This window comes from Arthrobacter sp. P2b (assembly GCF_900168295.1).
Classification (GTDB): domain Bacteria; phylum Actinomycetota; class Actinomycetes; order Actinomycetales; family Micrococcaceae; genus Arthrobacter.
Window position 1 is genome coordinate 283,891 of record NZ_FVZL01000004.1, and the last position, 14,165, is coordinate 298,055.

The 14,165-nt window shown below is 66.2% G+C and carries 12 protein-coding genes; 3 read left to right on the plus strand and 9 right to left on the minus strand.

Annotated features, from left to right (window positions below; translation table 11 throughout):
- Nucleotides 1–36: 36 nt before the first annotated feature.
- The 5 genes from B5520_RS10315 to B5520_RS10335 all read right to left on the minus strand — a co-directional run bounded on the left by B5520_RS10315 (nucleotide 37) and on the right by B5520_RS10335 (nucleotide 5,639).
- Entirely contained in the window at nucleotides 37–1,596 is a 1,560-nt protein-coding gene (locus B5520_RS10315; RefSeq protein ID WP_079596968.1) for a GMC oxidoreductase, read from the minus strand.
- Complete coding sequence (locus B5520_RS10320; protein WP_079596969.1) at nucleotides 1,586–2,368, minus strand: TIM barrel protein; 783 nt, start codon at nucleotides 2,366–2,368, stop codon at nucleotides 1,586–1,588. Before B5520_RS10320 ends, B5520_RS10315 begins: the two co-directional genes overlap by 11 nt.
- A 128-nt stretch (nucleotides 2,369–2,496) precedes the next feature.
- A complete protein-coding gene (locus B5520_RS10325) occupies nucleotides 2,497–3,333 on the minus strand; it encodes a carbohydrate ABC transporter permease (RefSeq protein WP_079596970.1) in 837 nt (278 codons plus the stop codon).
- A 3-nt stretch (nucleotides 3,334–3,336) separates the two neighbouring features.
- Nucleotides 3,337–4,296, minus strand: coding sequence for a carbohydrate ABC transporter permease (locus B5520_RS10330; protein ID WP_079596971.1), 960 nt, complete (start codon nucleotides 4,294–4,296; stop codon nucleotides 3,337–3,339).
- A gap of 53 nt (nucleotides 4,297–4,349) precedes the next feature.
- On the minus strand, nucleotides 4,350–5,639 hold the full coding sequence (locus B5520_RS10335; protein ID WP_079596972.1) for an ABC transporter substrate-binding protein: 1,290 nt from the start codon (nucleotides 5,637–5,639) through the stop codon (nucleotides 4,350–4,352).
- Nucleotides 5,640–5,874: 235 nt separating this feature from the next.
- Here B5520_RS10335 and B5520_RS10340 point away from each other — a divergent pair, with 235 nt between their 5' ends.
- Nucleotides 5,875–6,819: a LysR family transcriptional regulator gene (locus B5520_RS10340; protein ID WP_079596973.1), complete on the plus strand. Its 945-nt coding sequence runs from the start codon at nucleotides 5,875–5,877 to the stop codon at nucleotides 6,817–6,819.
- 74 nt (nucleotides 6,820–6,893) lie between these two features.
- On the opposite strand, the gene B5520_RS10345 is transcribed toward B5520_RS10340, so the two are convergent.
- From B5520_RS10345 to B5520_RS10360, 4 genes are all read right to left on the minus strand, one after another.
- Nucleotides 6,894–8,372 carry a C-glycoside deglycosidase beta subunit domain-containing protein gene (locus B5520_RS10345; RefSeq protein ID WP_079596974.1) on the minus strand — a complete coding sequence of 493 codons (1,479 nt, stop codon included), beginning with the start codon at nucleotides 8,370–8,372 and terminating at the stop codon, nucleotides 6,894–6,896.
- Nucleotides 8,373–8,406: 34 nt separating this feature from the next.
- Nucleotides 8,407–9,699, minus strand: a complete 1,293-nt coding sequence (locus B5520_RS10350) for a C-glycoside deglycosidase beta subunit domain-containing protein (protein ID WP_079596975.1) — start codon at nucleotides 9,697–9,699, stop codon at nucleotides 8,407–8,409.
- Nucleotides 9,700–9,778: 79 nt separating this feature from the next.
- A complete protein-coding gene (locus tag B5520_RS10355; protein WP_079597020.1) occupies nucleotides 9,779–10,720 on the minus strand; it encodes a carbohydrate kinase family protein in 942 nt (313 codons plus the stop codon).
- Between the two features lie 97 nt (nucleotides 10,721–10,817).
- Nucleotides 10,818–11,618, minus strand: coding sequence for an alpha/beta hydrolase (locus B5520_RS10360; protein ID WP_079596976.1), 801 nt, complete (start codon nucleotides 11,616–11,618; stop codon nucleotides 10,818–10,820).
- Between the two features lie 119 nt (nucleotides 11,619–11,737).
- On the opposite strand from B5520_RS10360, the gene B5520_RS10365 reads away from it, so the two are divergent.
- Complete coding sequence (locus B5520_RS10365) at nucleotides 11,738–13,318, plus strand: succinic semialdehyde dehydrogenase (protein WP_079596977.1); 1,581 nt, start codon at nucleotides 11,738–11,740, stop codon at nucleotides 13,316–13,318.
- Nucleotides 13,319–13,331: 13 nt separating this feature from the next.
- On the plus strand, nucleotides 13,332–14,150 hold the full coding sequence (locus B5520_RS10370; RefSeq protein ID WP_079596978.1) for an SDR family oxidoreductase: 819 nt from the start codon (nucleotides 13,332–13,334) through the stop codon (nucleotides 14,148–14,150).
- Nucleotides 14,151–14,165 lie beyond the last annotated feature (15 nt).

Consider the following 14,165-nt stretch of genomic DNA (forward strand, 5'->3'; position numbering starts at 1 on the left):
GAGTGAACGAAAACGCGGCATCCTGCCACTTATTCATTATTTAGCCATTCTATTGTCTGATTCAGACATAAGTAAAGCGTCGTTCAGTTCTTTTGCGATTTTTCGGGCTCCGCGCACGGCGAGCGCAACCGCCGTCAGCGTCGGATTGCATGCCGTGGCGGTGGGAATGACGCCGTTGCCGGCCACGAAAAGGCCGGGGACCTGCCACACCTGGCTGTCGGGCGAACAGACGCTCCCGCCGTCGTCTGTTTCTCCCATCCGCGTGGTGCCTTGGTAATGCAGGGACGCTCCGGGCGGCATCACGAATGGACGCTCGTCGAGCGGTTCACCCACCGCCTTGCCCAGGCGGACGATTTCCTGCTTCGCGCGCTCCACCACCTCGTGGTCCCGCTCTGTGAGGCGGTAGTGGATGCGCATGGCGGGCATTCCGTAGGCGTCACGCGCGTCGTCGTCGAACGCCACCCGGTCCTCGCGCTGCAGGTCCTTGGCGCAGAACAGGCCCAGCCCCACGATCGATCCCGGAACAATGGGATCATCGTCGGCCAGCGGGACCGGGGACGCATCCAGCTGCATGATCTGGCCGTGGAAGGGTGCCTCGTCCATGTAGGGCACCCACGCCACGCCGCTCTGCTCGCTCAGGGCACCGTCAGCTGCCCGCGTTACATGTTCGGCCGAGACGCCGCGCAGCCTGCTTGCGAACACCACCTGGGCCTGGTCGTTGAGGTAGCGGCCCAGGGCGTCGGGCCTGATGCCGGAAGCCCACAGCAGCTGCGGCGTGCGCAGCGCGTCACCTCCCACCACAACATAGCGGGCGGCGACGTGATGTGTTTCGCCGCTGCGGCGGTCCTGGACCTCGATGCCGGAGGCAATTCCGTCCTCCGCCAGCACCCGGCTCACCAGCGACTCGTCGAAGAGTTCAAAGTGCGGGTTCTCGCGGGTCACGTCACCCATCACGACGTCGGAGCCTGACCAGACGAGGCCGCCGTCCTCCCGCCGGTGGACAGCAAGCGGCATGGGCTGGACGCGGAATGCAGGGTCGCGGCCCTCGTCCAGGACGGCCGACAGGCGGTTGATGACGAGGTCCGAGAAGGGTGCGTCGTCGAAGGCGTGGGTGGTGACGCCCAGCAGGCGGTCGGCCTCGTCAAGAAGCTGCTCCAGGTCCGGCAGGAACGGTATGCGCTCCGTTCCTCCGGGACGCGGGCATGCGGCGGTCCAGTGCGCCGCCATGCCGCCCACGTTGCTGGACATGGCCGCGACGGGCATGCCGTCCTCTCCCGGGAAGGCGTAACCGTCCGGCAGGAGATATGTGCCTGCCCTGGCCCGGCGCTCCCCGCTCTTGGCTGCGCCGGGGGAGGTGATCGTTTCGGCCCCTGCCCCAGGTCCCTCGGAAGCGCGCTGGGCAATGCTGCGGCGGTCGGGATCGGCGATGTTCTTGACGTGCGCACCTGGCGGATTGCTGACGGTGGGGCCCACTTCGAACATGGCGATGGTGGTGCCGGGGGCTTCCTCGCTGAGGATCCGCGCATACGCGGATGCTGTGGGCCCGCTGCCAACGATGGCGACGTCGACGCGTGCGGGATAGCGGTTACCGGCCATGGCCCGCCACCAGTTCCTGGATGCGCCGGACGGACTTTGCCGAATCAATGGTCGGGTAGTACTCCAGCCCGATCGGGCCCGTGTAACCGCTGTTCTGCAGGTCCCCGATCCTGGCAGGCCAGTCGATGGAACCCGACCCGGGCTCCCCGCGTCCCGGGGCATCGGCGATCTGCACGTACTTGATGAAATCCCCGGCGTTGGCCAGTTCGGCAACCACGTCCTCGCCCTCGACCGTGGAGTGGTAGAGGTCGTAGAGGACGCCGAAGTTCGGCGAGTTGACGCCTTTGGCGACGTAGACGGCTTCCGAAGTCCGGTCCAGAAGGGCTCCGGGGTGGTCAACACGGATGTTCACCGGTTCGAGGACCAGGGTGATGCCCGAACCCTCGATGTGCGCCACGCCGCGGGTGAAGATCTCGATCAGTTCGTCCAGCTGGTCCTGCCGCTTGCGGCCGCCAAAGCCGGTGCCGCTGCCCACCACAATCCGTGGGCAGCCGAGCTGCCGTGCCACCTCGACGCCGGCGTCGAGGCCGGTGTAGAAGGGTGCGTGGTCCTTGGGCGGGATCATGAACTGCATGCGCGGTTCGGCCAGTTGGGCGGTGAGCTGGACTCCGGTGTCCTCAAGGGCTTCCTTGAGGGCGGGAATGTCCTTGCCGGTGGGGCCCCACATTTCCACGGCGTCGAAGCCGGCGGCGGCTGCTGCGCGGACCCGGTCTGCGGCGCTGTCGCCTGCTTCTGAGAACAGGAGGTCGATATTGGGCGCAAGTTGGTACATGGATTTCTCCTTGAAGTAAGAAAGGTGAGCTGGATTGTGGGCCGTCAGCGCCCGGATCCACCGGTTTTTGGGTGTGAAAGGCCGCCGCGCGGCGTTCGGGACGCTGCGCGGTGGTCAACCGTTGCGGGTCAGCCCTTCAGGCCGCCGGAGAATCCCTGGATGAAGCGCTTCTGCGCGAACAGGAACAGGGCAAGGATGGGGATCATGGACACGATGACAATGGCGAAGATCGAGTTCCACTGGGAGACCAGGGAGCCGATGTAGTAGTACATGGCCACCGGCAGCGTCTGGTTGGCGGAGCCGCCCAGGAAGATCAGCGATGTGAAGAAGTCGTTCCACACGATGAGCCCGGCAAAGATGGTCACCGTGCCGGTGGCGGGAGCCATCATGGGGAACACCACCTTGGAGAAAACTTGGGACTTGCTGGCACCGTCGATGGTTGCCGCTTCTTCATAGTCCGTGCCGAGGCCGCGGAAGAAGTTTGCGTAGAGGAAGATCGACAGCGGCAGGAGCATGCCGGTGTAGAGGACGATCAGGCCCCAGGCCGACCCGGTAAGTCCAAGGGCGCGTGCACCCATGTAGAGGGGGACGGCGCCGAGTTGGCCGGGCAGGATGATGGCGACCAGGAAGAGGTAGTACGCGCCCTTGCTCCAGCGGCGAGTGCTCCGCGAGATGACGTATCCGGTGACGGAGCCGAGGGCAATGAGTCCCACAATGCTGCCGGCGGTGATGATGAGGCTGTTGAGCAGGCCCAACACCACGTTGGAGTTGCCGGTGGCGGTCAGGACGTCCACGAAGTTGCTGAAGTCAGGGCTTGTTGGCGGAGCCAGGGCCGAGGTGGTGAACAACTCGGTGTCCGGCTTCAGGGCGGTGGTCACCAGGAAGTAGAACGGCGCGAGGAACAGCAGGGCGAGTGCCCACAGGCCGACTTCGCGTAGCAGGGTGAGTTTGGTGTAGCGGAACATGGCTTAGTCCTCGGGGTTCGAACGCGTCAGCCGCTGCTGGAGTACGGCGAAGATCAGGATGATGGCGGCGAGCACCAGGGCCAGGGCGGCACCGCCCCCGAAGTTCCCGAGCGCAAAGGCCTGCTTGTAGACCTGGGTGGCCAGCGTTTCCGTGGCTCCCGCGGGTCCGCCGCCGGTGAGCGCCATGATGGGGTCGAAGACGCGCAGTCCCTGGACGATTCCCAGCGTGGTGGCGATGGCGACGGCGGGTCGGATGGCGGGCAGGGTAACGTTCCGGAACCGCTGCCACAGGTTGGCGCCGTCAATGGCGGCCGCTTCCTCGACTTCCACCGGGACGCCGGCCAGTCCGGCCATGAAAATCACCATGGCAAAGCCGGTTGACGACCAGACCAGTACCACCAGGACGGTCCAGATGGCCCACTGCGGGTCGGCCAGCCACGGCTTGGCCTGGTCGCCGGCGCCTATTGCCGTCAGGAGGGCGTTGAGCGGACCGTCGAAGTCGAAAATGTATTTCCAGATGTAGGCCGTGGCCAGCGGGCTGAGCACCACCGGCATAAAGAAGAGGGTCCGGAGGATGTAGCGAGTCTTGAGGACCCGGTTCAGGCCCAACGCAATGACCAGTCCTGCGATATTGCCCAGGAGAACCGAGCCGAAGGCCAGGAAAAGGGTGTTGGAGAGGGCTCCGACTTTTGTGGTGTCCTTGAAGATGGCCTCGAAGTTGGCCCAGCCCGTGATTTTGAACGAGCCGATGCCCGTCCAGTTGGTGAAGGCGAAGAATCCGCCGATTCCGGTTGCCACGTAGTGGATGGCAACCACCAGTGCGATTCCCGGCAGGGCCCACCACCAGTGTCCGAACTCCAGGCCGCGGCCCCGGGGGCGGGCGTTCTGTCCCGCCCCCGGAGTGCGCCTGCCTCGCCGGGGTGCTTCTGCTGCTTCGCTTTTCGGTTGCATCGTCGCAGTCATGGTATTCCTTGCTTGTCCCTTTGAGTGGTCGGAACGTTGATAGTGAAGAACGGCTACTGTCCCCAGGCGGCGTCCATGGCCTGCAGGACCTGGTCAGGGGTCTTCTGGCCGGTGATAATTCCCTGCACGCCGGTTGCGAGGGCGTCGTAGACGGCGGAGTTCGGCCACTGGCTGTTCGGCAACGGCCCGTATTTTCCGTCCTTGATCAGGTCGCCGACGTTCTTGTACGCGCCGCCCTCGAAGTCGTAGCTGTCGATGCCACTCACCGGCAGGGCGCCGTCGATCTCTGCGAACGCCTTGGTCTGCTCCGGTTCGGCAGCCCAGGCGAGGAACGCCTTGGCGGCGTCCTTGTTCTTGGAGGCGGCGTTGATGGAGAAGGCGTAGTTGGCGCTGGCGTAGACGTAGTCGTTACCGGAGCCCTTTTCAGCCGGCAGTGCCCGCACGCCGAATTCGGAACCGGCAGCGGCGGACTGCAGCTGCTTCCAGCTCGTGGCCGGAATGAACCCTGCCAGTGACGTACCGCTGGCAAGGCCCTTGGTAATGGCGTCGAAACCGGCGCCGGCGGCGCCCTTCTGGAAGCAGCCTGCGTCCTTCAGGGTGTTGACTGCTTCGAGTGCCGACTTCCAGCCATCCGAGCCCGCGAAGGTGACCTCATTGGCCGCGCGCTTGTCGTTCCACTGGGGGTCTTCCGCGTAAACGCGGGAGGCCGCCAGGGACATCGCGGTAAGGCCCGTGTTGGGAGGCGCCGCGCCGGCAAGGGCGAAGAGGGATTTCCCGGACGATTCGAGGGACTTGCACTGCTGTTCAAGAGCCGCAAAGTCCGCGGGGAACTCGCCTGCTTCCTTAACCGCAACCTCGTTCGCGACCAGGGCGGACACAGTAATGGCCGTTGCCTGGCCGAAGATCTTGCCCTCCGGGCCGAAGCTGCTGGCGCTCCCCTCAGGCAGGAGCTCTTTGGCGGAATCGTCCAGGGGCTCAAGGAACCCGGCCTCCGCCAGCGGAAGGATGCTGCGTCCCTGGCCGCTGCCCGGCGAGGTCACCACAATGTCCGAGGCGTTGCCGGCCTGGAGCTGGGTCCGCAGGGTCTGGTCATAGGAGTCGTTGGGCTGGGGGTTGAACGTGATCTTGACGTTCGGGTTGGTCTCCATATACTTCTCGGCGAGTACCTGGAAGGGGCTCTCGATGGTGTTGGAGGTGGCGAATGACAGGGAGAATTCCTGCGAGCCGCTTGAAGAGGCGTTGCTGCCGGTGGAGGCCGAGCAGCCGGTAAGGACAAGGGCTGCGATGGTGGGGACGGCGAGGGCGCCGGCCTTCAGGCCCGAATAGCGACGGTGCTGTGTCATGTCCAGCCTTTCTGACTTCGTTGTCGAAATTATCCGGGAGCCGTGACCCCGGTCACTCACCAGTATGCGGGAGATGTGCAGAAAAAGCACATAAGTGTTGCCGATGGCAGACATAAGTTGAACGGGGGTCTGCAGAAGCAATCCGCATCGGAGGATGTGATGCACACCGCAGAACCTATTGATGCCGCTGATACACTGGCGGGACGAAAGTTCACCGTTGAAAGATCGACGTGCCGTGACGAATAATGTCCTGCTTTCCCGGCTCGACCTCAACCTGCTGATCTCGCTGGATGCCCTGATTACCGAGCGGAGCGTGACGAGGGCGGCCGAGCGGCTCCACCTGAGCCAGCCGGCGCTGAGCGCGTCGCTGGCGCGGCTCCGGTCCCATTTCGGGGATCCCATCCTTGCCCGCCGGGGCAATGCCTATGAGCTCACGCCCTTCGCGCTGCGGCTGGCAGAGCACACCACCACGGCGCTGGAGGCCGCCCGCCGTGTCTTCGAAAGCCAGGCGACCTGGGAGCCGAGCGAATCAGAGCGCGAGTTCTCCATTTACGGCTCGGACTACGGCTTTACCACCATCGGACGGGTGGTTTCGGAGCTTGCGGCCGAGCGCGCCCCCGGGGTCCGGTTCCGGTTCATGCTGCATAACCCGATGGTGGTGGAGGATGCCGCAAACCGCCTGCGTTCGGTGGACGGCATGGTGATTCCGCACGGCTTCCTGACCGGGCTCCCCTACCTGGACCTGTGGCGGGACGGCTGGGTCGCCGTCGTCTCGTCGTCCAATGACGCCGTTGGCGAGAACATCACCATGGAGAATATCGCCGAACTCCCCTGGGTGATGACCTACCAGACCCGTTCGGCGTCAACGTCGGCAGAACGCCAGATCATGCAGCTCGGTGTTGAGCCGCGTGTGGATGTGGTGGTGGAGAGCTTCCAGTCCCTGCCGCACTTCGTGGTGGGTACAAACCGGATCGCGCTCATCCAGGCGGCGCTGGTGCCGTTCGCGCTGCGCGTCGGCGGGGTGCGGATCCTGCCGCTGCCCTTCGACGCCACGCCGCTGGTGAACGCCCTGTGGTGGCATCCCGTCCATAACCGCGATTCGGAGCATGAGTGGATGCGGGAGCTCTTCACGGAGGCTGCCGGCATTGTTGCGGCGGCTGCGGCCCAGGAAGCCCCGTAAACAAACGCGCGCTTAAATGCCTCGGTGCCCGGCCGGATGGACCGGCGGGCACCAAAGCATTCGGGATTGCAGGGTCAGGCGGATGCCAGGACAGACCGCATGCTATTGCGGATGAGGTCGTGCTGCTTGCGGACCAGCAGCAGCGGATCCACTTCGCCGAGCTCGGCGAAGGCGTGGCCCTCCCACTCGCTGGACCAGTAGCCGCGGTACCCGCCCTCGACGAATACCCGGACGAGTTCCGGGTAGTCGATGGCCGGTTCGTTTCCTTGCTCGTCGATGTCGTAGAACTTCGCGTGGACGTGCATGATCTGCGGCATGATGTCCGCCCACTCCTTCGGGCTGACGTGGCCGTGCATGTTGAAGGCCAGGTGCGCGAAGGAACCTAGGCGGGCCGGATCGAAGTCCCGTCCACGGAGGTAGCCGATGAACTCCTCCTGCCGGGCCCGCATTGGGGCGTCGGTAGCCCAGATGGCCTGCAGCGTGTGGATGGCTTCGTCGTCGAGCCCGGCGCGGCGGACGGCCCGCAGGAGCGTCGGGGACATGCTGTGCATGGTGGAGGAGAAGTCCGCCACGAAGCCCAGCAGCGGCGAATCGAGTTCCGCGTAGACGTCGCGGACCTTCATGATTTCCGGCGAGTTGGGGCCCAGCGGTGCGTGGATCTCGTAGGCGAGCTTGAGTTCGAGGTCCTCGGCGAGCGGCAGGAGCCGGCGCAGCAGCTCCGGTTTGGCGCTCTGGATGCGGACCAGCGGGAAGCCGAGTTTCTTGGCGCCATGAAAGAGCGTCCCGGTGAACTCATACTCCTCGTCCGGAGTCATGTCGCGGTCCCGTCGGCGGCCCATGTCCAGGTTGGCGCCGAAGGAGCTGGCGGTGAAGCCGTGCTTGTCGAAGGCCTCCTGCCAGGAACGGGCGAAGCCATCCGTCACGTGCGGGTAGGTGGGCAGGACCTGGGAGGCGACGATCTCGATGCCGGGGCCGATGCCCAGCCCGGCCACGCGGTTCAGCAGGCCATCGAAGTCGTACCAGCCGGCCCTGAACTCGGCGCTGGCGGAGTACAGGGTGAGCCCGAGCGAGAAGGGATCGTCCTCAGCCTTCGGCGGAGGCGGGGCCACCGCCGTCGTCAATGCAGGAGCAGCAGCCGCCCTGTCCGTGACGGTCAGCTCGAGTGTCTGGTTCACGAAGTTGGGGACGTACATGCCGGGGCCGCCGTCCTGGCCCGGGGCGATCTGCATGTAAGGCAGGCGCAGCTCCCCAATGAGCTGGACCGTGTGCTGCCCGCCCAGGGCCACCGGGGTATCCCGCTTGGCGATCAGCAGGGGGTGTTCCTGCAGGTACCAGAGGGTTTCGCTCTGCGCCGGCAGGTCGGCGAGTGCGTAGCGGACGCCGCCGAGTTCCAGGGCCAGGTCATCGGCAGGAACGTCCTGTCCGTCGATGGTGAGCCGCAGGCTGGAGACCGAGGAGAGCCACAGGCTCCGGTACCACGGCAGCGTCAGGGCAAGGGCAAGGCCTTCGGGGTGGGTGCGGAGGCTTGAATCGTCAAGAAGTCCGTTGGGCATGGCTGGTCTCTTTGCTGGGAGGAGGATTGGGTTTTTATTGAAGTCCGGCGGTGATGCGGCGGATCAGCGCGTGCTGTCGCCGCACCTGTTCGATGGCCCGCCAGGGTGTGCGTTCGCCTTCGTATTCACTGGAGAGGTAGCCGGTGTAGCCGGCGTCCTTGATCGCCTTGAGCACCGGCAGCCAGGGAATCTGCTGGTCTTCGAGTTGCTCGTTGATGTCGTGGAACTTGGCCTGGATGAACACCACGTACTGGGCGATTGCCGCGAAGTCGGCGGGGTCGACGCCGATGCCGTCCAGGAAGGCGGGCCGGGTTGCGCGGGTCTCGCCTTCACGCAGCGGGATGGGCCGGTCCTGGAAGATTCCGGTGTCGATGAGCAGGCCGAAGTTCTTGGTTCCGGTCCGTTCGATGAGGCCAATGTAGTCGTCCACGACGGGGTGCTTGATGGGCGTGGGTGAGTGGATCTCGGGGCAGATGATGATCCCCAGCTCGTGCGCCAGGTCGAGGGAGCGTTCCACGGACTCGGTCCAGATCGGGTCCGGAACCAGGTCGCTGGATACCACGCCGATCTTGGGCCGCACAAAGCCGAAACCCAGCCGGGAGGCAAGCCGCAGGTCACGCTGCAGTGCCTCGGCACCCTCGGCAGCCGTCATGCTCCGCCCCGGGTGCAGCCGGGTATCTATCCAGGAGCCGTAGTTCGTGGGCTCCAGGGAGTACTTCTCGAGCAGGCTGAACCAGTTGTCGATCCATGCCGGGGTGGGTTCGGGGTAGCCGGGCACGTGGCCTTCGCCCAGGATCTCGACGCCGGTGGCGCCCACGTCCGCCACGGCCGCCAACGCGGTTTCCAGGTCCATCACGGTGCCGTAATCGCCCATGAAGCTGTAAAGGGAAACGCCGTAGCGGAAGGTACCGTCGCCGCCTTCCGGCGCCAGCGTTACTTTCCGGCTGACCCGGTGGGTGGTGGGCTGGTGCTCAACCGGGATGTAGGACATCCGCAGCCGCAATTCGATGCTGATCTCGTGGACGCCCTGGGGCAGGCCGCCGTCGAGCGGAACGGTGACCACTGCCGCCCCCTCAAGGGGCCAGCGGACGCCGTCGCTCTCCCAGAGCTGCTGCAGGGTGTAGGTCCGCCCGCCCAGGGTCCACAGCGGAACGTCGGGTCCGACGTCGGCGAGGTTGCCTACCCGGACGGCGATGCCGTCGATGAGGGACGCGGCCATGCCGCGGTATGAAGGCATCCGGACCCGGAACTGGAAGCCGGTCACGCGTCCGCCCTCGGTGACGTTGCGGAAGCCGACGGACTGGATGAGGTCTCTTTCGAGAAGCATCGTTGCTCACTCTCTCTAGGTGCAAAACCAGCGTAACAGCATTATGTCGGTTTCACACCTAAGTTTGTGAGTATTCTGCCTAACCCTCCCCGGGCGCCCCGTTCAGCTCGGCCCGCGTGGGCGGGTTGGCACCGGGACGCGAGACCGTGACAGCAGCAGCCCGCGCCGCGTGGGCCAGGAGTTCGGCGAGGCCTTCGGCGGGAAGTTCCCGGAGGTCCTTGCGGTTCTGCGCACCGTCCAGGCCGCGGTCCACCAGGCCGGACAGGAGCGCCGCCATAAACGAATCCCCGGCACCCACGGTGTCCGCCACCTCAACCTTTGGCGCATCCGCCTTGGCCTCGCCGGCCCGGGTGATTCCCCACGGCCCGTCCGCGCCGCGCGTGACCACCACCATGGCCGGCCCTTCCGCGCCGCCCAGGGTCAGCCAGCGGCGCGCGGCGTCCAGCACGTCCATGTCCGGGTACAGCCAGGCCAGGTCCTCGTCGGACGCCTTCACCACGTCCGCCAGGGACACGAACTTCTCCGCGTGGCGCCGCGCGTAGGCCACATCGGTGATGATGCTGGGCCGGCAGTTGGGGTCGAAGCTGATGGTGGCGCGCGGGTGGGCATATTCGACGGCGGCGAGCACGTCGGTGGCGCCCGGCGCCAGCATTGTGGCGATGGAGCCGGTGTGCAGCAGGGTGGTGCCCTGCAGCATAAAGGCGAGCCGGTCAGCGATGCCGGGAAGCTGCCAGGTGAGGTCGAATGTGTAGGTGGCGGCGCCGTCGTCGTCGATCAGGGCGGTGGCCACGCTGGTGGGCAGTTCGTCCGGGCCCAGCGGCAGCATCACGGAACTGGCGCGCAGGTGCGCCGCCACCGAGTCGCCGTACGCGTCGCGGCCGTACCGGCCGATGAACTGCACGGGGTGGTCCAGGCGGGCCAGGCCCACCGCCACGTTGAGGGGGCTGCCGCCCACGTGCGCTTCGATTCCGGAGGCGCGCTGGACAACGTCGACGAGGCCTTCGCCAATAACTGTGAGCATGCTCATACTCTGCCAGAGGAGCGGCTGGCCGGCACGTTGCTAAGCACGATGACGGTAATCCCAGCCGACTGGCCGGGCTGACTGATGCTCTGACCCGCTATGGCGCCAGCAACTCCTCGACCAGCTCCCGGCACTTCACGTAGGCCGCATCGTCGGGGTTGATGAGCGCGAAGTGGTCCCCCGGTACCGGGACCAGCTGCGCGGGCACCTTTCCGCCACGGCTTGCCTCAACGTACGTTGCGGACATGCCGAACGGTACGTCCTCGTCCTCCGTCGTGTGGACGGCATAGACGGGGACATCCAGCGGCAGCGCAGCCATCGGATCCGCGTACCGGTGCCGTTCCGGAACGTCCGACGACGGCCCGCCCAGCAAGTTGGCCACGGCACCGTTGCTGAGGTTGAGCCTTTCAGCTTCCGCCAGATTAAGGACACCGGACTGGCTCACCACTCCGGTGAGGCGGACGCCGTCGGCTGTGGCCCCGGCCTCGCGCTGTTCGGCCTCCAGCCCCAGCGTGCCCAGCCGGTCCCGGCCTGCCGCCCACACCGCCAGGTGGCCGCCGGCGGAGTGCCCCAGGGCGACAACCTTTCGCAGGTCCAGCGCGTGCCGGCCGGCCAGGTCGCGGAGTTTGTCGATCCCCGCCAGCACGTCCTGGAAGGTGTGCGGCCAGCCCCCGCCGTTGCCTGCCCGCCGGTACTCCAGGTTCCAGGCCGTCATGCCGTGGCTGGCAAGGTCCAGGGCAAGCGGCTCCCCCAGTTCCGCACCGTACGTCGGCCGCCAGTACCCGCCATGGATCACCACCACCACACCCTGGCGCGTCCCGCCCCCGGGCAACTCCGGCAGGAAAAGCTCGCCCCACTGGCTGGGGTCATCGCCGTAGCCATAACTGTGCCGCTGCACTGCGTCCTCCACGTGCCGAGCCTACAGGGAGGGCTTTGCTGCATTACCGCCGAAGCAGGTGCCCCCGCCGGACGGCAGGGTTAGGCTCAGGAGGAAACTGCAGGCAAAGGAGACGCAGCATGAGCAGCAGGACCGGCCCCGCCCGGACGCCGGCAACAGCCGGCCGGAAGCCATCCGCACCCGGAGGTCATTCCCGTCTTTCCGCGCTCGTGGCCGCCGCCCCCGGGCGGCCGGGGCAGGTGTCCTTTTCTCCTTTCGACGGCGGCGCTGTGGGTGAAGTGCCTGTCTGCACTTCCGGGGACGTCGAAAACACCGTTGCCGGCGCGCGGGCAGCCCAGCGGAAGTGGGCCGCTGTTTCCATGAGGGAGCGCAGCGCCGTCGTCCGGCGTTTCCACCAGCTGCTGCTCGAACGGGAGGCGCAGATCCTGGACCTGGTCCAGGCCGAGAGCGGCAAGTGCCGGCTCAATGCGTTCGAGGAACTCGCCGACGCAGCCCTCACCGCGGCCTACTACGGGCGCACAGCCGAACGGTACCTGCGCCCCGCCCGTCGGAGGGGTGCCGCCCCGGGCCTGACAAGGGCCGTGGAATACCGAACTCCCAAGGGCGTGGTGGGCATCATCAGCCCCTGGAATTATCCGCTGACCCTCGCCGTCTCGGACGCAATCCCCGCCCTGCTGGCCGGCAACGGGGTTGTCCTCAAACCTGATTCGCAGACCCCTTTCACCGCGCTGCTGGCCCTGGAACTGCTGCGGGAGGCCGGGCTTCCGCATGACCTGTTCCACATTGTCACCGGGGACGGACCCCTATTGGGACCGGCGCTCATCGCCGGGATTGATTTCCTGATGTTCACCGGCTCGTCGGAAACCGGGAAACTGGTGGCAAAGCAGTGCGGCGAGCGCCTCATTGGTTTCTCCGCGGAGCTGGGCGGGAAGAATGCCATGCTGGTGCTCGCGGACGCGGACCTGGAAAAGGCCGCCCGGGGTGCCGCGCAGGGCTGCTTCTCCAATTCAGGGCAGCTGTGCATCAGCATGGAGCGGATCTACGTGCACCACGGAGTCTTCGCGGAATTCCTGGCTGCCTTCACGAAGGAGGTGGAGGCGATTCGCCTGGGTACTGGTCCCGGCTGGGACATCGACATGGGTTCACTTACCGGCCAGCGGCAGCTGGACCGGGTCACCGCCCACGTCCAGGACGCCGTCTCGAAGGGTGCCAGGATTGTCACGGGCGGCCACGGCAGGCCGGACCTTGGCCCGTTCTTCTACGAACCCACCATCCTCACCGGCGTGACGGAGGACATGGCCGTCGCGCGTGAGGAAACGTTTGGGCCCGTCGTCGCCGTGTACCAGGTGAAGGACGACGACGAAGCCGTCGCCTTGGCCAATGACTCCCGCTACGGACTGAACGCCAGCGTCTGGTCCGCCCGCCACGGACAGAAAGTGGGGCGGCGGCTGCTGGCCGGGACCGTCAACGTGAATGACGGGTACTCGGCTGCATGGGCCTCCCACGATGCGCCGATGGGCGGGATGAAGGACTCCGGTGCCGGGCGGCGCCACGGCCGGGCGGGAATCCTGAAGTACACCGAGGCGCAGACCGTCGCAATTCAGCGGATCTTCCCCATTGGCCCGGCGCCGGGAATGACAAACAAGCGGTACACCCGGCTGGTCAAGGGCGCGATACGTCTGATGGGCCGGTTCTCCTGATGGGACCCGGCTGATGGGCCGCGGCACTTCCCTGTCCGGCAGGACCGTGCTGGTCACAGGGGGAGGCAGCGGCCTGGGCCGGCGGATGGCCTTCGGCGCCGCCCGGCGGGGTGCCCGCGTGGTCATCTGGGACGTCTCCGCCGAAAGCGGCAGCTCCGTCCGGGACGAAATCCGCGCCGCGGGCAACCTTGCAGAAGCGCAAACCGTAAACGTGGCGGACAAGGATGCTGTCAAGCAAGCAGCAGCGGCTGCCGGGCAGGTGGATGTGCTGGTCAACAATGCGGGGGTGGTCAGCGGCCGGCAGCTCCTCGACGCGACCGACGAGGACATCAGACGGACGTTCGACGTCAATGTCCTGGCCCTCTACTGGGTGACGCGCGCATTCCTGCCCGGAATGGTGGACCGGGGACGGGGCACTGTAGTTACTGTCGCAAGCGCGGCGGGCCTGGTGGGGGTGGCCAAACAGACCGACTACTCCGCCAGCAAGTTCGCGGCCTTCGGCTTCAACGAATCCTTGCGCGCCGAGCTGCGGAACGGAAGGACCGGAGTGTCAACCTTGGTGGTCTGCCCGTACTACATCGACACGGGAATGTTCGACGGCGTGCGCACCCGGTTTCCCAGGCTGCTTCCCATCCTGAAGGAAGAAGAAGTAGCGGCGGGGATCCTGGACGCCATAGAAAGCGGACGGCAGAAACTGGTGCTGCCGCCGCTCGTGAACTTGGTTCCGGCAGCGCGGATGCTTCCCGTCGGAGCGTTCGACCGCCTGATGGATGTCCTGGGCATCAACCGGACCATGGACCAGTTCACCGGGCGCGCCCGTGATGCCTTATAGCCCCAGCCACATTGG